Source organism: Sphaerochaeta sp. PS (assembly GCF_032144095.1).
Taxonomy (GTDB): domain Bacteria; phylum Spirochaetota; class Spirochaetia; order Sphaerochaetales; family Sphaerochaetaceae; genus Sphaerochaeta.
On the sequence record NZ_JAVSNJ010000005.1, the window covers coordinates 75,064 to 95,807 of the forward strand.

The following is a 20,744-nucleotide window of genomic DNA, read 5'->3' on the forward strand; positions in this document are numbered from 1 at the left end:
GAAGGTAATCAAAATGAATAAACTAGATGACATTATCTTCAAAACGGAGAAAGTGGTCACGGCTTTCTTTCTGGCTTCTATAGCGACATTAGTGTTTGTTGCAGCGGTAATGAGAAAGTTTGGCTATCCTTTGAACTGGGCACAAGATATCTCTTTGTTATTTTTCGCTTGGCTGACTTTTGTTGGTGGTGATCTTCTGATGAGATCGGGAAGGCTGATTTTTATTGATATCCTTTACAATGTTTTGCCAAGTCGGGTTAAGAAAGTGTTCAATATACTGTTTGGCTTGGCTATGATGTATTTTCTCATAGTACTGATCTGGTATGGTTTCAAGCTTGTAATGCAAAGTTGGACAAGATTATTCAATACATTAAAGCTAAGTTATGCCTGGTGCACTTTATGTGTTCCTGTTGGATCTCTTCTTATGCTGAGTACTGTAATCAAAAACTTGATAAAAGATATAAAAACTCCGGCCGAAGTATAGGGAGCAAGCTAATGAATTACGCACTTCTTCTATTTATTTTTTTACTTTTTTTTGGGATGCCTGTCGCTTTTGCTATAGGTCTTTCAGGATTGTTCTTCTTTATCATGTCTCCGGGTTTGCCTTGGACAATCCTCGTGCAAAAAGCGTTCTCTACAACACAATCTTTTACCATGCTAGCTATTCCCCTGTTTATTTTTGCGGGAAACTTGATGAATAATACTGGGATAACGAGCAGGCTGGTCAAGCTTAGTAATGTGTTGACGGGGCATATGTATGGATCTATCGGTCAGGTTTCTGTAGTTCTTTCAACGCTGATGGGTGGGGTTTCTGGTTCCGCAGTTGCAGATGCTGCGATGCAAAGCAGAATCCTAGGCCCAGAAATGATCAGAAGAGGGTACGACAGAGGATGGGGAGCCGCTGTAAACAGCCTTTCTGGGCTTATAGTAGCGACGATTCCACCCTCGATGGGACTGATTCTCTATGGAACGGTTGGTGAGGTTTCCATTGGCCGTTTGTTTGTTGCCGGGTTTGTGCCGGGCATTATTATGGCCATATTTATGATGATTGCTGTATCATGGTCCGCCAGACATTTTGGCTATACACCAGATCATGACAAGCCTGCCACACTCAAAGAGATGGGAAGCGCTGCTTTGGAGAGCATATGGGCTCTGATGTTCCCCATCATCCTGATAGTGCTAATCAGAGGAGGGCTGATGACTCCTAGTGAATCAGGGGCCTTCGCTGTGTTCTATGCGCTCTTTGTCGGTGTTGTTATCTACAAGGAACTGACATGGAAAAAGTTTTTGGATACTCTACTGAATAGCGTAAAAGACATATCTGTCATCACTTTGATTCTTGGTTTTTCAGGGATTTTCAGCTATGGTGTGGTCTATGACCAACTGCCCAAAACGTTGACGACATCCTTGCTTTTGCTCTCTAGTAACCCGTACATCATGCTTTTTATTATAATTGTGATGCTTATGGTTTTTGGCATGTTTATGGAGACTACAGTAATAACTCTTATCGTAACTCCCATTCTCATCCCAATAATCCAGAAGTTTGGGATTGATCCCGTCCAGTTTGGCATTATCATGATGACAACCGTGACCTTCGGCACTTCGACACCTCCCGTGGGTGTTTCTCTGTATACTTGCTCTTCAATCATGGGATGTTCGGTTAGTGATACTGTGAAACAATCATGGCCCTTGTATATTGCAGTTGTAGCAACTATCATGGTTTGTATTTTCTTCCCAAAACTTATCTTGTTTCTTCCAAATTTGGTGTATGGCGTTGCTGTATGATTGTGAAGGTTGTTGGGTATGCATATTCCACTGACCGAATTCTAAAAATGAAAGGAGGTGAAAAGTCTAATTCATTCAATAGTCTGAATTGGAGTATACTAGGATGTCAACGATAAAAGATGTTGCCCAACTTGCAAATGTTTCAACATGCACTGTTTCAAGAGTCTTGTCAGAAAAAGGATATATTTCTGAAAATACGAGAAGGGCAGTCCTTGCTGCAGTGGCGGAATTAAGATATCAACCAAATAGTATTGCGACAGAACTGAAAGTCGGTGTGAGCAATACTATCGGGCTGATTGTACCAGATATCACAAACTTTTATTATATGGAGCTAGCAGCTCAGATTGAGAAATATGCTAATGCCATGGGGTTGTTGATATATCTCTGCAATTCTAGCTACGACAGAAAAAAAGAGAAAAAGTTCGTTTTAGCACTCAGCAATAGGAAAATCAAAGGGATGATTGTGATCCCGGTATCAAATGAGATTTCTCATTTCCTGGATTTGCAGAAAAAACAAATCCCTTTTGTATTTATAAACAGAGCGTTTCCTGATGCCTTGGACTTTTGTATCATTGAAGACAACTTCAATGCTGCTTATGAAATTATTACGCATCTGAGCTCTTTGAACCGGAAGCATATTGCAGGGATTTTCCAAAGTTTCGACAATATGATCTACCAAGAAAGATATGAGGGAATGAAAGTGGCTCTGTCTGACAGTAATCTCCCCTTCCATGAGTCGTTTATTATATTAAATGCAGAAAAGGAGAACACTTGTAAACGTATAGAGGAGCTTTTCGCGCTGGAAGATTTTCCTGATGCAATATTCACCAGCAATGACATGTTGGCATTTGAAGTGTATAAGGTTTTGTATAAACTGGGTAAAAGGATGCCTGAGGATGTAATGGTGGTCGGGTTTGACGATACCCTCATGGCACAGAAAATCTATCCCCCTCTTTCATCCTACAGGATGCCAATTGATGTGATTGCAAAGAAATCTGTTGAAAGTATCCTTAAAGGCCATCTTGAAAAGGATGACTTGCCCTTAATCGGACACCTTGTGAAGAGGATGTCTACTCAGGCAAGCATTTGAGAATTTGTAGCTTTGGCCTGAGTGTTTAAGAAATATGTACAATCTCCCGAGAGAACATTGCTTTTTCCCATAAAGAATGGCAACCATTTTTTCTTTGGTTGCCCTTTTGCTCTAACGGTATAACAGCGAAGCATTTCCACTTGCCTGAACTTTCTCAGATCACCCTAGGGTCGACATCGAGGGTATAGTCGATGCTTGGGAAGCCAAAGCCATGGATCTGCTCATACTCAAGTCTGACACCATCAAGGTCACCCTGCTTGAGCTCCTCGCCCTCGGTCTGCAATGCCCACCGTCTCTCAACCTCAGCCTGAACATCCTGTTTCATCTCCCAGTCATCGAGTCGGATCCTGCCCTTGCTGTCTGTCTCTATCTGCTTGTCAGCGTAGAGACGGTCAGTGAAGAGGCGGTAGATCTGCTCGGTGCACCCCTCATGCAGACCCTTCTCCTTCATCACCTGATAGAGCAGTGCCATATAGAGGGGGACTACCGGGATGACTGCGCTTGCGCGGGTCACCAGGGCCTTGTTTACCGAAACGTACGCCTTGCCACCAAGGGGTGCGAGCTTCTCGGTTATTGCATTTGCCGATTGTTCCAGGTGCTCCTTGGCCGCTCCGATGGTCCCTTCCCTGTAGACAGGGTAGGTGATCTTAGGCCCGATGTAGGAGTAGGAGACAGTCATGGCATTGGATGCAAGGAGGTTCTCTGCAAGCAGATAGTCGATCCAGAGTGTCCAGTCCTCTCCACCCATTACCTTCACGGTCTCCTCAGTCTGAGTTCCTTCAGCCGGTTCAATGGTAGCCTTTTTCACCAAAGGGCTCTCCATGTCCACCGAGAGGGCGGTAAACGGCTCCCCAAGGGGTTTCAGCACCGATCGGTAGGTAATTCCTGTTGCAGGGTCGGTCCGTAGCGGTGAGGCGAGGCTGTAGATAACCAGATCCACCTGCCCGAGGGTTTTCTTGATCAACTCTGAAGTCAACGCCTTTGTCTCGTTGGAGAAGGCGTCGCCGAAGACCGACTCGGCCTTAAGCCCTGCCTTCCTTGCCTCAGCCTCAAAGGCTGTGGTGTTGTACCACCCTGGGGTTGCTGTCTTTGTCTCACTCGGTTCCCGTTCAAACGAAACATTGAGTGTATCGGCTCCGCCACCAAAGGCTGAGACAATCCTCGAAGAGAGTCCGTATCCGGTCGAACCTCCAAGCACCAGTACACGCTTGGGAAAGAGCTTTTTCTCGACGGGAGCATAGAGGGAATTGTTGGCTTGCAAAGCATGCTGCCTGACCCAATCTATCTGGTCGAGCACATACTGTCGACACCCAAGGGGGTGGGCTGTCAAAGAGACGTTTCTCAGAACCTTTTTCGTAATTATCACAGAGAGACTCCCTTATTTCGTTCCATTGATCTTTACATCCCCACCACCGACGATGCACATCCAGCTTGCTTCTGCAGCCTTGACGCCGTTGACGGTGATCGTCCCGCTCTGCCTGAGCATGATCTGCGAGACACGGGTATTCTGCACTTCGATGATGGCAGTATCCCCAGGGCGTACCTGGCTGCGGAACTTTGCCTTGTCCACTGTGCCCAACACAAAGAAGGCCCCATGGGGGAGGATACCGACCTGGCACAGCCCGGCCCCACCACATTGCGCCATCGTCTCGACTAGGATAACACCGGGTACCACAGGGTAGTGGGGGAAGTGGCCCTTGAAGAACCAGTCATCTGGCGTAAATAGCCGCCTGCCGACGGTATGTTTCTCATCTGCTTCCAAAAGCTCGTCGACAAACAAAAACGGGTCGCGGTGTGGAAGCAGCTCCTGTAATGATTCAAATGTTTCACTCATACGTATAGCTCCTTATTCTGGTCTATAGGATTTGAATACAAGCACGCCATTGTGTCCGCCGAAACCTAAAGAGTTGCTGACAGCATAGCGAATTGTACCATTCATACCCTTGTTCGGTACATAGTCAAGATCGAGTTCAGGGTCGGGTGTCGTGTAGTTCAGGGTGCAGGGGAAGTACTGGTCGCGCAGGGCAAGCAGGCAGATGATGGCCTCGACGGCACCGGCAGCAGCTACAAGGTGGGAGGTCATCGACTTGGTGGAGGAGACCTTCAGCTTGTAGGCATGGTCGCCGAACAGCTGCTTGATGGCCTTCGTCTCCATCGCATCGTTGGCTGCCGTTGAAGTGCCGTGGGCGTTGATGTAGTCAACTTCCTCAAGCTTTGCCCCAGCCATTGCGATGGCCTCCTTCATTGCCCTTGCGGCTCCGTCGCCCTCGGGATTGGGTGCGGTAAGGTGGTAGGCATCACAGGTCATGCTGTAGCCAGCTATCTCCCCTAGGATGGTGGCCTTGCGCTCTAGGGCGTGCTCCAGGGATTCCAGGACCAGGATACCTGCTCCCTCTCCGATGATGAATCCGTCGCGGTCCTTGTCAAAGGGGCGGCATGCAAGCTGTGGTGTCTCATTATAGGCCGTGGAAAGGGCCTGGATGCGGCAGAACCCAGCTACGGAGAGAGGGGTTATGGCGGCTTCCGTTCCTCCAGCGATGGCGACATCTACCAGACCAAAGCGGATGGAGTTGAAGGCATCCCCGATGGCATCGGTTCCTGAGGCACAAGCGGTTACCGTTGTGCGGCAGGGACCCTGGAAGTTGAAATGGATGGCGATATTGCCAGCAGCCTCGTTTGCGATGAGCTTGGGGATGGTGAGGGGGGCTACCGCATGGGGGCCACGCTCATAGAGCTTCCTTAGGTTTTCTTCCACCACCTCAAAGCCACCGATACCGTTGCCAAGGTAGACACCGCTCCTGAAGGGGTCGTACAGACCCTCCTTCAACCCTGCCTGGTCCATAGCCTGCACTGATGAATAGACAGCGAACTTGGTGAAGTCAGCCATGCTTCGGGTCTCCTTTCGGTCAAGGAGGTCCGAGGGGTCGAAATCGCGTACCTCACCTGCGATCTTTGCAGGGTAGTCGGTCGTATCGAACTTTGTCAGGGGACCTACACCGCTGACCCCGTCCTTGATGTTCTGCCAAAACTCATCGACACGCTTTCCCAAGGGATTTACCGTGCCCATTCCTGTCACTACTACACGCCTGCCATTGTTCATATTTCTCACTCCCATACTTACATTGCCATCCCGCCATCGACAGCCAAAACCTGGCCGGTGATGTAGGAAGCCTTCTCTGATGCGAGGAATGCCACAGCGTGGGCTACCTCTTCTGCTTTTCCAATCCTGGCCAGGGGTATCTGGGTATTCAGACCCTCTTTCAGGGTATCGGGAAGGACGTCGGTCATGGCTGTCTGGATAAAGCCAGGGGCGACCACATTGACCCGGACTCCACGGCTGGAGAGCTCGCGGGCGAGGCTCTTGGAGAAACCGATGAGCCCTGCCTTGGAGGCGGCATAGTTTGACTGGCCCCCGTTGCCCATGATGCCCACCACCGATGATATGTTGATGATGCTTCCCATTCTCTGGCTAGCCATGAGTCTTCCTATCCTCCTGGAGGTGAGGAAGGCTCCTGTCAGGTTGACGGCGATGACTTCATCCCAGGCCTCGTCCTTCATGCGCATGATCAGCCCGTCTCGGGTGATGCCCGCATTGTTTACCAGCACCTCGATGCTCTTGGCATCCTTGATGACCTGTTCCACAGCCTGTTCCACAGAGACACGGTCGGCCATGTTGCACTCGACCCAGGTGAGGCTGCAGCCCAAGGATTCGGCCTTTGTCCTGAGGGAGGCCGCTTCTCCTTCGCTTCTGGAGAGGTACCAGACATCACACCCTTGCTGGAGCAGCTGATCAACTATTGCCATACCAATACCCCGTGAACCACCGGTTACCAGGGCATGCTTCTTTTCTGCCATATTAGCCTTCCTTTCTCATATCTTGTATCTCTGTCTCTTTGCCAAGGGGGATCGAGACCCCACCGAGGCCACTGTTTTTCCAAAGTCCAGTAAGGACGGTTCCCGACCCTACCTCAGCGAGCATTGTCCTGTCACTCTCGTCCCTGATGGCGCCCACCTGTTGCATGACCTTTGTCCAACGCACAGGGTTGGCAAGCTGCCTTCCCAGGAGGTCCCTGGCTTGGCTGGCTGTGACCACCTCCTCGGCATTGACCGAGGAGATGACCCGCTCTTTTGCATCATGGAAGGGCAGGCTCTCCAGGAATGCGGAGAACTCCTTGGTGGCATCATCCATGAAGGGGGTGTGGAAGGGACCCGAGACCTTGAGGGGGAGGACCCTTCGTGCCCCAGAGGCCATGAGCAGGGGTTTTGCCTCCTCCATGCTGGACAGCAGCCCTGAGATCACGACCTGGCTTGGGCCGTTGTCGTTGGCAGGGTAGAGGCCGGTGATGGAGTTCTCCTTCAGGATTGCGAGCACCCCGTCATAGCCCATCCCGATGACCGCTGCCATGCCGAGCTTTCCATGGATTTCTTCAGCACGTACTGCAGCCTCAGCCATAAGGGCCGAACGTTTCTCTACCAGGGTAAAGAGTGTGGCATCATCAAGGATTTTCGCACCTGCATAGGCGCTGAGTTCCCCAAGGCTGAAGCCACTATGGCAGACAAAGGAATACCCCAGCTCGGCAAGCCTGAGGTGGGCGCTGCGGTTGGCCAGGGTAACCACGAGCTGGGTTACCTCGGTCCTTTTCAGGTCCTCCTCACTGCCGTTCTCCAGCAGGAGGTGGAGGTCTCGCCTAGTCTGCTCGGAAGCGAGGGCGAACAGCTCCCTGACCTTTTGTGACGATGCGTAGAGGTCGAGTGCCATCTGCGGGTATTGGCTTCCCTGTCCTGGGTAGAGTGCGATGATGTTTACCATTGAATGAGTGTACCTCCATAGGTGAGTCCGGCCCCGAATCCTACAAAGAGGATCTTCTGGCCAGCTTTGAGCAACCCGGCATCTTCCATCTCTGAGAGGGCGATGGGGATGGAGGCTGCCGAGGTATTCGCATACCGTTCGATATTCATGTAAAAGAGAGAGGGATCGAAGTTGTAGCGCTTTGAGCACGCTGCAATGATCCTCTTGTTTGCCTGGTGTGGGACTATCCAGTCGATGTCGCCAATGGTGAGGTCGTTTCTTTTCAAAAGTTCGACGATGGTGTCCCCGATCGCCCTGACGGCAAAGGCATAGACTGCCCTCCCTTCCATGGCGATGGCGTGGCCCCCGTTCTCGATGACCAGTGACAGGGAGCCCGATCCCTCTGCATGGAGCGTTGAGTCAAGGATGCCCTTCTCTTCATCCGTTGCCTCAAGAAGTGCACAACCAGCTCCGTCCCCAAAGAGGACGCAGGTGTTACGGTCCTTCCAGTTGACCACAGCGGAGAGCTTTTCCGAGCCGAAGACCAGGGCACGGGTCATGCTGCCGCTCTTGATCATGGCCCTAGCTACCTCCAGGGCATAGATGAAGCCGGTACAACCGGCCCCAATATCAAAAGCCGCCGGGCCCTTCAAGCCAAGCTTCTCGGCGATGATGCAGGCTGTGGAGGGAAAGCCGTAGTAGTCGGGTGTAGCGGTGGCCACCACGATGCCGTCGATCCCATCCATACTCAGATTGTTTTTTTCAAAGAGATACTTGGCGGCCTTGACGGCGAGATCTGAACACTGTTCATTCTCTGCGGCTATATGTCGCTCTCCGATGCCTGTATGGGAACGTATCCACTCATCGCTTGTGTCCACAAACTCTGCAAGATTGTCATTGGTAAGTATCTTTTCCGGGGCATAGAGGCCAAGTGCCGAGATATATATGTGTTGTGGAGACTTCACTGTCCACTCCTTGTGTTCGTATACCTTGCCCAGGGGAGGGCATGATGGTGTATGTATATTACAATATTAAGTATTATGTCAATATTGACACTAAAAGTCGATACTGTTATTATTGGTCCAAATCTGGTAGCTCCCTTTGGAGCGGCCCCATCCCCTTAATGAGGAAGGACAAATAGAATGGAAACAATTGAACAAATGGACCTTGCATCGGTCATAGCTCTTTTTGAGCAAAGCTCTCTCGGTGAAATGGAACTCTCCTGTTCCCGGTATTCACTCAAGTTCAAGCGTCAGGGTGAAGCCACTGCTTCAGCAGCCTTTGTTGCCCCTGCACAGGAAAAGAGAGAACAATCCAAGGCCAAAGCTGAAGAAAAAACAGAGGATGGCGATCTTGAGACGATCAAATCCCCGATCGTGGGAACTTTCTATCTCACCCCAGCCCCTGATGCCCCTGCCTATGTAAAGGTAGGTGACCAGGTACAGGAAGGCGGTATCATCTGCACCATCGAGGCGATGAAGATGATGAACCAGCTCCAGGCTGACTTTGCTTGTGAAATCGTCTCTGTCCTAGCAAAGCCTGAAGCGATGGTTGAGTTTGGTCAGCCACTGTTTACGGTAAGAAGGCGATGATCCGATCAATCCTCATTGCCAACCGCGGCGAGATAGCGGTACGGATCATCAGGGCCTGTAGGGACCTGGGCCTCAGGAGTGTCCTGGCCTATTCCACTGCGGACAAGCTCTCTCTGGCCTATCAGCTTGCAGACGAAGCTGTCTGCATCGGGCCTCCTGCCACTGCCCAAAGCTATCTGAACAAGAAGAACATCATTGCAGCAGCATGCCTTTGCCGCTGTGATGCCATTCACCCTGGGGTAGGCTTTCTCTCCGAGAATGCTGATTTTGCCCGGGAAGTCGAACATGCAGGCCTGGTATTCATTGGCCCCAGAAGCGAGACCATCGCCCTGTTGGGAAACAAGGTTGCAGCCCGAGCTACCGCATTGGGGTGTGGCTTGCCCATAACGCCAGGCAGCAGCGAGGAGATCAAGGATCTCGACGATGCCCTGGCAACTGCTGAGAGCATTGGCTATCCCATCATACTCAAGGCCGCCTGTGGCGGTGGAGGGCGTGGCATGCGCATTGTCTTTGAGAAAAAGGCCCTTGCCAATGCCCTGCAGATAGCCAAGAAGGAGGCCCTTGCCTTCTTTGGTGATGCCTCTGTGCATATGGAGCGATACCTGCAGAACCCCAGACATCTGGAGATCCAGTTGCTCTCCGATGGGCAGGGCACCGTCCTCCATCTTGGGGAGCGGGACTGCTCGGTGCAGAAGAACCACCAGAAGTTATTGGAAGAGAGCCCATCACCAATCCTTACCCAGGAGATGCGGGAGAGGATGTGCTCTGACTCGGTCAAGCTGTTCCAGAAGCTTGGCTATAGGGGAGCCGGGACTGTTGAATACCTCGTGGAAGGGGGTCACTACTATTTCATGGAGGTGAATGCCCGTCTTCAGGTCGAGCACCCTGTCAGTGAACTGGTCAGTGGCATCGACCTGGTGAAGGCCCAGATAGGGATAGCCTCCGGCAAACCCCTCACTCTTACACAGGAGGATGTCCGCCTCAGCGGATACAGCCTTGAGTGCAGGATAAACGGCAAGAGTGCAGGGACCATCACCAAGCTGAACTTCCCCCTGGGCCCCCATGTGCGCATTGATTCGCACTTGGTTGCCAACTCGGTTCTCAGCCCCTATTATGACCCCTTGATCGCCAAAATCATCGTCCACTGTCCCGACAGGGACCAGGGGATCGCTACGATGTTGCGCGCCCTCTCCGAGGTCGTCATAGAGGGCATCGACACCAACCTGGAAGAGCAGAAACTGCTCATAGGCTCGATCCAGTTCCGTTCAGGGCGCTTCGGTACCGACCTGTATACGAAGATCTGTGAAACAGAGGAGAATACCCATGGCAAATAAGAGTAGTGCGCTCTGTCCTCAGTGTCAGAAAGAGGTTGAGCTCGATAGCCACAAGATATGTCCCTACTGTAACTTCTATTTTCCCCTTACCCCTTCGGAGAGGCTTTCCCTCATTGCAGATGAAGACTCCTTTGTCGAGATGGCTGTAGGGATGAGGTCTGTGAACCCCATCGCCTTGGCAGGCTATGAGGACAAGCTAAAGGAAAACCAGAAGAAATCATCCCTCAGCGATGCGGTGAGCATCGGCAAGTGCCGTATCGAAGGCCAGGATGTTGTGGTAGGCATCATGAGTTTCTCCTTCATGGGAGGAAGCATGGGCTCGGTGGTAGGGGAAAAGATTACCCAGGCCATCATAGAGGGCTGCCTCAATGGGGAGCCTGTGATCCTCTTTACCGCAAGTGGTGGTGCCAGGATGCAGGAGGGGATATTCTCCCTGATGCAGATGGCAAAGACAGCCAGTGCCGCTGCCTTGTTGGAAGAGACCCGGACCCCCCTGTTCATTGTGCTTACCAATCCGACCACAGGTGGGGTGACGGCCTCCTTTGCCATGCTCGGCGATGTCATCCTGGCAGAACCGGGGGCAGTCATCGGGTTTGCAGGCCCTAGGGTCATTGAGGGCACCATCAGGGAGAAGCTTCCTGAAGGGTTCCAGCGTTCGGAGTTCCAGCTGGAACGTGGGTTTGTGGATATGATAGTCACCAGGGGAAAGCTCAGAAGCACCCTCTCCTACCTTATCAAGACCCACACAAGGAGGATTCCCAATGAGTGAGATAAAGGACGATACCATGCTCAAGAGTACGCTCGAGAGGATTGAGACGATCGTTACCAGTGCCAAGGAGCAGAAATCCTCCTGGGATTGCGTGTTGCTCTCCCGCCAGCAGGGACGCACCGGTGCAAAGCAGTACATCAACCTGATGTGCGATGACTTCATGGAACTGCATGGGGACCGCCTCTATGGCGATGACCCTGCCATGGTCGGTGGCATCGGGACCATTGGGGGGCGGGCGATCACCTTCATAGGCAACCACAAGGGTGCCAACTTCAAGGAGAATGTGCTGTGCAACTACGGGATGAGCAATCCCGAGGGGTACCGAAAGGCTCTCCGGCTTGCCAAGCAGGCTGAGAAGTTCGGACGCCCTGTTGTCTGTTTCATCGATACCCCCGGGGCATACCCGGGCCTTGGTTCCGAGGAGAGGGGCATTGGCGAAGCCATAGCCCAGAACCTGAAGGTCTTTGCCACACTGAAGACCCCTGTGCTCTGTTTTATCATAGGAGAGGGTGGCAGTGGAGGGGCTTTGGGTATCGGGGTGGGAGACAAGCTCTACATGCTGGAGAATGCCGTCTATTCGGTCATTACCCCAGAGGGGTTTGCCTCGATTCTCCTTCGTGACCCTTCGAAGGCCAAGGAAGCAGCTGAGGCGATGAAGATGACGGCTAGGAACCTCAAGGAATTTGGGGTTATCCATGACATCATCGCCGAAAAATCCCCTATCGAGACAGCCCAGTTAATCAAGGATATCATCATCCGGGACTTGGATGTGCTCTGTGCCAAACCGGTGGAGAACCTGGTTCGCTATAGGATCCGGAAAATCCGGGGGATCGGTGAGGTTTCCGGAGGCAAGGAGTGGTGGGACCCTCTGCTTGAGGTGTTCAAGAAGACCGAAAGCCTACGGTAAAGGAAACACAAGAGCTGTTGCAGAGATGTAACGGCTCTCGTTTTTTTGTCCCAACCATTACCGCTTGTGTATGCACTCTCCATACAATGCACATCCTTGGCCCCTATCCTTAGAAAGACTCTACGAGAGACTCCCAGCCGCTTCCCCTTGGGATGAGGCTACGGTCAGTAGGGTCTATCGCATAAGGATGGTAGGGAATGAAAAAGCGTACTCTTAGGAAAAACAAGGTACAGAGATGGCGTAGCGCCATGCAGATCGGGTTCTTTGTGCTGGTAGCGTTCATCGCTACGATACACGGTTTGGCAGAGGGTGGGATCGTCCTGCCAGCCATCCTTGGTGGGGCATCGCTGCATGCCATCTGCCCCTTTGGCGGGGTTGTCTCGTTCTGGAATCTGGTGACCCTTGGAACCCTGGTGAAGAAGGTGCACGACTCATCGGTAATCCTGGCTGTGCTTGGCCTGTTGCTGGCCGTCCTGTTTGGACCGGTCATCTGTGGCTGGATCTGTCCGTTCGGAACCTTCCAGGAGTGGATCGGAAAGGTTGGACGCAAGCTGTTCAAGAAACGATACAACCATTTCATCAACCCCAAGCTGGACAAGGTACTTCGATATTCCCGGTATCTTGTCCTTGCCTGGGTTTCCTACATGACCGTCATCACCGGCAAGTTGGTGTTCCAGGCCTATGACCCCTACTTTGCCCTGTTCAATTTCTACAGCAGTGAGGTGGCCATCTCAGGTTTTGTCCTGCTTGGGATCGTCATGGTCCTCTCCCTTTTTGTCGAACGCCCCTTCTGCAAATATGCCTGCCCGTATGGGGCCTTCCAGGGCCTCTTCAACCTGTTCAGGGTGTTTAAGATCAGGAGGGTGGAGGCAACCTGCATCTCCTGCAATGCATGTTCCAAGGCCTGTCCCATGAACATCGATGTTGCCACAGCTTCAGTTGTGAGGGACCACCAGTGTATCTCCTGCATGAAATGTACCAGCGAATCTGCATGCACTATTGCTGATACTGTGGACTTCTCTATAGCAAAGCCGAAGAAAAGGATATCCACGAAAACCTTGGGCCTGGTATCAGGGGCTGTCCTTCTTGGCGGCATTGGTCTTTCGATGCTCCTTGGCCTATGGAGTGTGGAGTCCTCCAAGAAGCCAGCCCTTATCAGGCAGGGGGATTTTGTTGGGCAACCGAGTCCAAGTGATATCCGCGGGTCCTATACCTGGGACGATATCTCCAAGGCCTTCAACATCCCTTCTTCCCTCTTGATGGAAGCTTTCGGTTCCTCTTCTTCCTCTGATAAGGTCAGCTCCCTAGAAGCTCTCTACCTGGGAAAGACCCCCGAAGGCCAGGAGATTGGCACCGACTCCGCACGGCTCTTTGTATCGCTCTATACGGCCCTTCCCCATGTACGGGAAGCTGGGACCATCCTGCCACAATCGGCGATCGATGTGCTGAAGAGGGAAGGGAAAGGGAGCCCCCCAGGCTTTGGGGAGAGTCTCGATGAAAAGCTCACAAGCCCAGCCGAAGGCAGCCTCCCCGGTAGTCCGACCATCTCCTTTACGGGGAAAACCACATTCAAGGACCTTATAGATGCCGGCTACCTCCTTGCAGATATTGAGGCAGCAGTGGGGAAACCCAAAAGCCTGACGATGGCCATCAAGGATTTTGCCACAGAGAAGGGCATGGAGTTCTCGGAGATGAAAACCAAACTGAATGCCCTTGTTCGCAGAAGGTAGGGGAATTGACAAGAGCTTGGTACAGGGCCTGGATATGATCTGGGCCCTGGTTGTATCTCCTTTGTTTGGGGACTTTTCTTCCTATCCTCTCAAAATGGAATAGGTACTAGCTAGTAATAATATAAAATATCAATTTAGAATAATTCTTGATAAGAACTGATTGACTTCCTCTCTGAAGATGCTACAATTATCGATGCATATACAGTAATTTTTCCATTGTTTAGAGATGGGATGTGAGTTTCTCAGTATTTGTTACTGGGTGTGTATGCCATTGGAGGTTTGTGTGGACGAAAAAAAGAAGAACGAAAAGAAGATTGAAATGAAGGATCGTGATGGGCGTGATACCCTCCCTAAGAAACCACTGACCTCGATAAGTGGAAGGCCGATAGCGAACAACGAGAATATTCAGACAGCAGGCCGGAGGGGTGGTGCAATGCTCCAGGACACCTGGTACCTGGAAAAGATGAGCCACTTCGACCGTGAGGTGATACCAGAGAGGCGTATGCATGCCAAGGGATCGGGAGCCTTCGGGACCTTTACCGTCACCCATGACATCACCAAGTGGACAAAGGCGTCCATCTTCTCGGCCATAGGGAAGAAGACCGACATGTTTGTCCGTTTCTCAACCGTTGCAGGGGAGAGAGGGGCAGCTGATGCCGAACGTGACATCCGTGGCTTTGCCATGAAATTCTATACCGACGAAGGGAACTGGGACCTTGTGGGGAACAACACCCCAGTATTCTTCTTCCGCGACCCGATGCTGTTTCCTGACCTCAACCATGCGGTCAAGCGCGACCCAAGGACCAATATGCGCAATGCCCAGAACAACTGGGATTTCTGGTCGATGCTCCCTGAGGCCCTGCACCAGGTGACCATCACGATGGGCGACCGTGGTATTCCCCACTCCTTCAGGCACATGAATGGCTATGGCTCGCATACCTACTCCTTCATCAATGCACAGGGAGAACGCCACTGGGTTAAGTTCACCTTCAAGACCGAGCAGGGTATCAAGAACCTGACCGATTCTGAAGCAGCCGCTGTGGTTGCCCACGACCGGGAGTCGAACCAGAGGGACCTTTTTGAATCCATCGAGAAGGGTGATTTCCCCCGATGGAAGATGTATGTGCAGATCATGACGGAGGAGCAGGCCAAAGAACATCCTCACAATCCGTTTGACCTGACCAAGGTATGGTACCACGATGAGTATCCCTTGCATGAGGTGGGGTACTTTGAGCTCAACAGGAATCCAGACAACTATTTCAGCGATGTTGAGCAGTCTGCATTCAATCCTGCAAACAAGGTTCCCGGCATCAGCTACTCTCCTGACCGTATGTTGCAGGGGCGCCTCTTCTCCTATGGGGATGCACAGCGCTACCGCCTGGGGGTAAACCACTACCAGATTCCGGTCAACAGGAGCAGGGTTGAGACCAACCATTACCACCGCGATGGTGCGATGCGTATTGATGGGAACTTCAGCGGATCGGTGCACTACAACCCGAACTCCTATGGGATGTGGAAGGACCAGAATGGCTTGCAGGAGCGTCCCTTTGATGGTGATGGCCCTATCGACCACTATGACTTCAGGGAGGACGATGACCACTACTTTGAGCAGGTCGGGAAACTCTTCAACATCATGCAGGAGGACGAGAAACAACGCCTGTTCGACAATACCGCCAGAAATATGGGTGGTACCACCCTCTTGGTGCAGAAGAGGCATATACGTCACTGTTATCTTGCCGATCCTGCGTATGGAGAGGGTGTTGCCAAGGCCTTGGGTATCCCTATCAAGGAAGTGGACATGGATGATCTCTATGGGGCCAGAGGGTAACCTGTCTTTATAGAGGACAGGATATGCCGTGTATAGGACAAAAAACCAGCAGAGCGATCTGCTGGTTTTTTCTAATGGTGAACACTCTTCAATTTGTCAGATGACTGCTGCTTTTCTCTCCAGGTTCTTCAGGCCGTTGAAGAAGAAGAATGCAGTGATGACTGTGGAGATGAGGTCGGCAAACGGGGCCGCATAGAGGATGCCCTCCAAGCCCCAGAACAGGGGAAAGATCATGATGGCCGGGATGAGGATGATCACTTGGCGGGAGAGGGTGAGGAACATCGCCGACCGAGGCTTGCCTATCGCCTGGAAGAAGTTCGCACCTATGATCTGGAATCCTACCAGGGGGGTAAAGAGGAACCAGCGCCGGAGGGCAAAGGTTCCCAAACGAAGCAGTTCTGGCTCCTGGTTGAAGAGGGCGACCATCTGGGTGGGAATGAAGCGGGTGGCAAGGTAGCCAAGGAGCACCAACAGGGTTGCCGCCGTGATGCCGAGCTTTGCAGCCTCTTTCACCCTGTCAAACTTCCGGGCTCCGAAATTGAAGCTGATGATGGGTTGCACCCCTTGGTTGATGCCGATGATCGGCATGATGAGCAGGGTTTGCAGGCTGTTGACTATGCCCATTGCCGAAATTCCAAGGTTTCCTCCGTAGGTGATGAGGGTCTTGTTCAGGACAATGTTCAGCAGGCTGTTGGCGAGCTGGAGGGCAAATGGCGGGATTCCCAGGCTGATTACCGTGAGGACGACCGTTTTCTTGAGGTGCATGTTGGCGAGGCGTAGCTTGTTTGTGCTTCTCTTACCCAGGAAGTAGCCTACCACCCAGATGGTGGAAGCAATCTGGCTGATGATGGTCGCCAAGGCTGCCCCTGCCATCCCCATGTCGAGGACAAAGATGAAGATGGGGTCGAGGATGAGGTTGATGCCGGCGCCAAGGAACATCGAGAGCATCGCAATCTTTGGGTTCCCGTCAGCCCTGATGAAGTTGTTCATGCCCATGCTCATGACCTGGAATGTGGATCCGAGGAAGATGATGCGCATGTACTCCTTTGCATAGGGAAGTACCTCGGCACTTGCCCCAAACAGGATGAGGATCTGGTTGAGGAATAGCTGACCAAGGATGGAGAACGAGAGGCCGGCTATCAACAGGAGGATGAAAGCGTTGCCGATGGTCTTTTCTGCATCCTCATACTTTTTCTGCCCAAGCTTGATGGAGAAGAGGGTAGCTCCGCCTATGCCGAAGAGTACCCCAAAGGCCATGAGGACGATCATGATGGGAAAGACGATGGTTATGCCCGCGATGCCAAAGGCCCCAAGGTCCACTTTGTTTCCGATGAAGATCCGGTCAACAATGTTGTACAGGGCACTGACCATCATGCCGACTATTGCCGGTACTGAGAATTGCATCAGTAGTGTTGATATTTTCTTTTCGCCGAGTGGGTTGTTTAGCTTATCCATTCTGTATTCTACTCCAAGTTTTCAAAAAGCGGGGTATTTTCTACTTGATCCACCATCTTTTGCAATGCTGCAAAGGCATTCTGGTAGGTCTCGTCATCAAGGCCCTCGGTAATATATGCATTCCACTGCATGACTCGACCCCGTATCTCCTCTTGCTGTTGCTTGGCCTTTTCAGTCAGAAAAATACGGTTGCATCGTCTGTCCAGCCCATCTTGGACCCTGGTCACATACCCTTTTGCCAGTAAGGATCGGATGATCCTGGTTGTGGCAGCCTTGTCGATATAGAGGTAGGAGGATAGCTCCTCCTGGGTTCGTCCCTCTTTGGTGTATAGGGCAAAAAGGAAGGGATATTCTGCGCTGGTAAGCGAGAATTCCTTCAAGGCCTTGTTTGTGTATATTTGGCTTTGTCTGTGTAGAATGGAGATGAGCCGTCCGATGCTTTTGTGCTGCATAGGAGAATGTATATAGAAAATTAGTTGATGCGTCAACTATTGCATCTGTTTTCTTCTTTTCCCATCCCGTGGTATACTTGCACCCATGCAACAGAAACCTACCATTGCCATCATGTATGATTTTGACAAGACCCTCACTACCAAGGATATGCAGGAGTACTCCTTCATACCGAAACTGAATATGGAGGCATCCTCCTTTTGGTCAAAGGCAAATGTCTTGGCCCGTGAGGAGGGGATGGACAGCATCCTGGCCTACATGAAGCTCATGTTGGATGAGTCAAAGAAACGGAACCAGCCCATCAGAAGGAGTGATTTTGTCTCCTTGGGAAAGGGCCTTGAGTTCTACCCGGGGGTCCTCTCCTGGTTTGAGGCGATCGATAGGAAGGGTTCTGAGTTGGGACTCATCATCGACCACTACATCATCTCCTCCGGCCTGAGAGAGATCATAGAGGGTTCTGCGGTAGGAGACCGATTCAAGCGTATCTATGCCAGTGAGTATTTCTATGACGAGAATGGTGTCGCCACCTGGCCCAAGCTTGCAGTCAACTATACAGCCAAGACACAATTCCTCTTTAGGATCAACAAGGGAGTGCTGGATGTGTTTGAGGACAAGAAACTGAACAATTTTACCCCCGAGGAGAGCCGCTCGGTTCCCTTTACCAACATGATCTACATTGGTGACGGTCTTACCGATGTGCCTTGCATGAAGTTGGTGAAGACCAACGGGGGCAAGAGCATCGCGGTGCATAAGGCAGGGGACCTTACCACCTGTCATCATCTGATGCGCGAAAGGCGTATCGATTTCTTTGTTGAGGCCGATTACTCTGAGGGCAAGGATTTGTTCTCCCTGGTAAGTACCATCCTGAGCAAGATGCAGGCGGAGAACCTGCTGCAGGATGCCCACGTGGGGATGTGGGATGTGGCACAGAAGGCTGGAGAATAGGAGAGCATTTTCTTTTGTCGGTCCTACTGATGTAGCCACTCTTGCATAAGGCGTGCAACTACCCTCATTCCCTCCCTTGTTGGATGGAGGCCATCGGCGAGCAGGCCGTCACCCTCCTTGATGGGGTAGGCTGCCAGGTCGATCAAATGTGCCTTTGGGTAGGAGGCAACAGTCTGCCTGATGGTTCTTGCCAGGTCGTTCTGGTTCCATCCGTTGGCGTTCATGGCAGTGAGGGTCCTGTCTGTCCTCTGTAGCGGGGTGCAGAAATAGAGTGTGCTCCTCTGGTGAAGGGCAAGCATCGAGCGTACCAGCCGTTGGTATGCTTCGGCAAAGATGGGAAGTGTTGTGGGGCTGTCCGCCTGCCCAAAATCGTTGGTTCCCCCAAAGATGATGATGAAATCCCCTTCCAGCCGCTCTTGGCGTTTGTGGGCAAGGAAGCTTGAGGAGAGGGGGCGGGCCCCAGTCTCGCTTATCCTGCTGCCTGAATAGGATTCGTTCATCAGGATCTTGAGGTTTGTCTCCTCCATCAACAGATGCCACCAGGTGTGCTCTTTTAGTACTACATCATAGCCTTCCTTGGGGTAGAAAATTTCATTTTCCGGTGGGTTGAAGCCTGCAAAGGTGGAGATAGAGTCGCCTAGAATGGAGAAGGTTTTTTGCATCATGGGCGAAGTGTAGCAAGGGTTTTGGCTTGGAGCAAGAGGCGAATGGTTCCGTTTCTGAGGTTTCTTGTGGTATGCTCCTTGTGAGGAGCAATCATGGATACCAAGATTTCTGTAGTGGAGCAGGGGGCCATCTATCGGGCAGGAGCCCTGTTTGTTGAGGCCTTTGGACACACTCAGGCACTCTTGGTCTCCGATGCGAATACTCTTGGAATTGGTGGCTTTGCCCTTATCCAGAGCCTCGAGCAGCAAGGAATAGAGGTCAGGCAGTGTTGTTTTGCAGCCCTGCCTCAGGTCTATGCTGACGAGTTCTCCATTGAGCGGGTACGCCTCTCCCTTTCCCAGGATGCAAGCATCGCTGTAGTCTTAGGGTCGGGGAGCCTCAACGACATCACCAAGCGTGCAAGCTATGAGGTCGACCGCCCCTACATGGTGGTGGCCACCGCCCCCTCGGTCGATGGGTATACCTCCTACGGTGCAGCTGTCTCCATCAAGGGGTTCAAGCAGACTTTGCCCTGTAATGCCCCCACTTCTGTGGTTGCCGATACCACCATCCTCTGTTCGTCCCCCATGCCGATGATAGCATCAGGCTTTGGTGATTGCATGGCCAAATTTACAGCTGGTGCCGATTGGATCGTTGCAGACGAACTTGGGCTCCACCCGATGCGCCAGGATATCTGGAAGATGGTACAGATTCCCCTGAGGCAGGTATATGCTGCACACAAGGATATTGCCAACCGCGACCCGAGGTCGGTTGGTCTGTTGTTTGATGCCCTGTCTGCCAGTGGGTTTGCCATGCAGGTCATGCATGATTCCCGCCCTGCCAGTGGGGCTGAACATCTGGTCAGCCATCTCTGGGAGATGGAGCATCTGCAAAAGGATGGGCTGCCTGTCAGCCATGGGTTCAAGGTAGCGGTAGGGACCCTTGCCATGAGCTTCCTCTATGAAAGGCTTGTCAGGATGGATTTCTCCTCCATCATGGAAAGGCCGAGCGAAAGCTGGGAAGAGAGAAGGGAGAACATTGAAAAGGTATTTTCGTTTTCTCCCATCATCCTCGAGCAGGTGCTGCCCATTGCAAAGGTGAAGTTCCTTGAGGGTGATGCCCTAAAGACGCGAAGAAAGGCTATTCTGATAGCCCTTCCCAAGATATTGAGACGCTGTTCAGTCCAGCTACCCCCCTATGGGGAGCTGAGGCAGGCAATGAAGGAAGTTGGGTGCCCCATTAGCTATGCTGACATCAATACGACCAAGGAAGATTTCTTTCGTGCCATCAGGGGAGCCCAGATGATCAGGAACAGGTACACGATCCTCGATCTGCTCTATGAGGCGGGCTTTTTGGAGGAGATGTTGTTGGCTTTTGATCAGGGGGTGTTTTGATATGCCAAAGCACACCTGCTGCTAATGTCTG

20 protein-coding genes are annotated in these 20,744 nt (G+C 51.9%); 11 read left to right on the top strand and 9 right to left on the bottom strand.

Annotation, left to right across the window (positions count from 1 at the left end):
* Positions 1-13 precede the first annotated feature (13 nt).
* The 3 genes from ROJ03_RS06760 to ROJ03_RS06770 all read left to right on the top strand — a co-directional run bounded on the left by ROJ03_RS06760 (position 14) and on the right by ROJ03_RS06770 (position 2,875).
* Entirely contained in the window at positions 14-484 is a 471-nt protein-coding gene (locus tag ROJ03_RS06760) for a TRAP transporter small permease (protein ID WP_313726247.1), read from the top strand.
* Between the two features lie 11 nt (positions 485-495).
* A complete protein-coding gene (locus tag ROJ03_RS06765; protein WP_313726248.1) occupies positions 496-1,785 on the top strand; it encodes a TRAP transporter large permease subunit in 1,290 nt (429 codons plus the stop codon).
* A 103-nt stretch (positions 1,786-1,888) separates the two neighbouring features.
* Positions 1,889-2,875, top strand: a complete 987-nt coding sequence (locus tag ROJ03_RS06770) for a LacI family DNA-binding transcriptional regulator (protein ID WP_313726249.1) — start codon at positions 1,889-1,891, stop codon at positions 2,873-2,875.
* A 154-nt stretch (positions 2,876-3,029) separates the two neighbouring features.
* Here ROJ03_RS06770 and fabV read toward each other — a convergent pair whose 3' ends face one another.
* The 6 genes from fabV to ROJ03_RS06800 are packed head-to-tail and all read right to left on the bottom strand — an operon-like array spanning position 3,030 to position 8,629.
* On the bottom strand, positions 3,030-4,241 hold the full coding sequence (gene fabV / locus ROJ03_RS06775) for an enoyl-ACP reductase FabV (protein ID WP_313726250.1): 1,212 nt from the start codon (positions 4,239-4,241) through the stop codon (positions 3,030-3,032).
* A gap of 12 nt (positions 4,242-4,253) precedes the next feature.
* Positions 4,254-4,709 carry a 3-hydroxyacyl-ACP dehydratase FabZ gene (gene fabZ, locus ROJ03_RS06780; RefSeq protein WP_313726251.1) on the bottom strand — a complete coding sequence of 152 codons (456 nt, stop codon included), beginning with the start codon at positions 4,707-4,709 and terminating at the stop codon, positions 4,254-4,256.
* A 12-nt stretch (positions 4,710-4,721) separates the two neighbouring features.
* Positions 4,722-5,975, bottom strand: a complete 1,254-nt coding sequence (gene fabF / locus ROJ03_RS06785; protein WP_313726252.1) for a beta-ketoacyl-ACP synthase II — start codon at positions 5,973-5,975, stop codon at positions 4,722-4,724.
* 17 nt (positions 5,976-5,992) lie between these two features.
* On the bottom strand, positions 5,993-6,730 hold the full coding sequence (gene fabG / locus ROJ03_RS06790) for a 3-oxoacyl-[acyl-carrier-protein] reductase (protein WP_313726253.1): 738 nt from the start codon (positions 6,728-6,730) through the stop codon (positions 5,993-5,995).
* Position 6,731: 1 nt separating this feature from the next.
* On the bottom strand, positions 6,732-7,685 hold the full coding sequence (locus tag ROJ03_RS06795) for an ACP S-malonyltransferase (RefSeq protein ID WP_313726254.1): 954 nt from the start codon (positions 7,683-7,685) through the stop codon (positions 6,732-6,734).
* Positions 7,679-8,629 (bottom strand): beta-ketoacyl-ACP synthase III, encoded by a 951-nt coding sequence (locus tag ROJ03_RS06800; protein ID WP_313726255.1) that lies wholly within the window; start codon positions 8,627-8,629, stop codon positions 7,679-7,681. Before ROJ03_RS06800 ends, ROJ03_RS06795 begins: the two co-directional genes overlap by 7 nt.
* A gap of 177 nt (positions 8,630-8,806) precedes the next feature.
* Here ROJ03_RS06800 and accB point away from each other — a divergent pair, with 177 nt between their 5' ends.
* The 6 genes from accB to ROJ03_RS06830 all read left to right on the top strand — a co-directional run bounded on the left by accB (position 8,807) and on the right by ROJ03_RS06830 (position 15,824).
* Positions 8,807-9,256, top strand: coding sequence for an acetyl-CoA carboxylase biotin carboxyl carrier protein (gene accB / locus ROJ03_RS06805; RefSeq protein WP_313726256.1), 450 nt, complete (start codon positions 8,807-8,809; stop codon positions 9,254-9,256).
* Complete coding sequence (locus ROJ03_RS06810) at positions 9,253-10,590, top strand: biotin carboxylase N-terminal domain-containing protein (RefSeq protein ID WP_313726257.1); 1,338 nt, start codon at positions 9,253-9,255, stop codon at positions 10,588-10,590. The genes accB and ROJ03_RS06810 overlap by 4 nt, the downstream gene beginning before the upstream one ends.
* A complete protein-coding gene (gene accD, locus ROJ03_RS06815) occupies positions 10,580-11,359 on the top strand; it encodes an acetyl-CoA carboxylase, carboxyltransferase subunit beta (RefSeq protein ID WP_313726258.1) in 780 nt (259 codons plus the stop codon). The genes ROJ03_RS06810 and accD overlap by 11 nt, the downstream gene beginning before the upstream one ends.
* Positions 11,352-12,266 (top strand): acetyl-CoA carboxylase carboxyl transferase subunit alpha, encoded by a 915-nt coding sequence (gene accA / locus ROJ03_RS06820; protein ID WP_313726259.1) that lies wholly within the window; start codon positions 11,352-11,354, stop codon positions 12,264-12,266. Before accD ends, accA begins: the two co-directional genes overlap by 8 nt.
* 197 nt (positions 12,267-12,463) lie before the next feature.
* The gene (locus ROJ03_RS06825; protein WP_313726260.1) at positions 12,464-13,996 is read left to right on the top strand and encodes a 4Fe-4S binding protein; all 1,533 of its coding nucleotides are present in this window, start codon (positions 12,464-12,466) and stop codon (positions 13,994-13,996) included.
* 319 nt (positions 13,997-14,315) lie between these two features.
* Positions 14,316-15,824, top strand: a complete 1,509-nt coding sequence (locus ROJ03_RS06830; RefSeq protein ID WP_409530491.1) for a catalase — start codon at positions 14,316-14,318, stop codon at positions 15,822-15,824.
* Between the two features lie 96 nt (positions 15,825-15,920).
* On the opposite strand, the gene ROJ03_RS06835 is transcribed toward ROJ03_RS06830, so the two are convergent.
* Positions 15,921-17,279 carry an MATE family efflux transporter gene (locus ROJ03_RS06835; RefSeq protein WP_313726262.1) on the bottom strand — a complete coding sequence of 453 codons (1,359 nt, stop codon included), beginning with the start codon at positions 17,277-17,279 and terminating at the stop codon, positions 15,921-15,923.
* Positions 17,280-17,287: 8 nt separating this feature from the next.
* Entirely contained in the window at positions 17,288-17,731 is a 444-nt protein-coding gene (locus tag ROJ03_RS06840) for a MarR family winged helix-turn-helix transcriptional regulator (RefSeq protein ID WP_313726263.1), read from the bottom strand.
* Positions 17,732-17,816: 85 nt separating this feature from the next.
* Here ROJ03_RS06840 and ROJ03_RS06845 point away from each other — a divergent pair, with 85 nt between their 5' ends.
* Positions 17,817-18,674 carry an HAD family hydrolase gene (locus ROJ03_RS06845; protein ID WP_313726264.1) on the top strand — a complete coding sequence of 286 codons (858 nt, stop codon included), beginning with the start codon at positions 17,817-17,819 and terminating at the stop codon, positions 18,672-18,674.
* Positions 18,675-18,697: 23 nt separating this feature from the next.
* Here ROJ03_RS06845 and ROJ03_RS06850 read toward each other — a convergent pair whose 3' ends face one another.
* Positions 18,698-19,339, bottom strand: a complete 642-nt coding sequence (locus ROJ03_RS06850) for an SGNH/GDSL hydrolase family protein (protein ID WP_313726265.1) — start codon at positions 19,337-19,339, stop codon at positions 18,698-18,700.
* A 93-nt stretch (positions 19,340-19,432) separates the two neighbouring features.
* On the opposite strand from ROJ03_RS06850, the gene ROJ03_RS06855 reads away from it, so the two are divergent.
* On the top strand, positions 19,433-20,713 hold the full coding sequence (locus ROJ03_RS06855) for a sn-glycerol-1-phosphate dehydrogenase (protein WP_313726266.1): 1,281 nt from the start codon (positions 19,433-19,435) through the stop codon (positions 20,711-20,713).
* Positions 20,714-20,744: the final 31 nt, after the last annotated feature.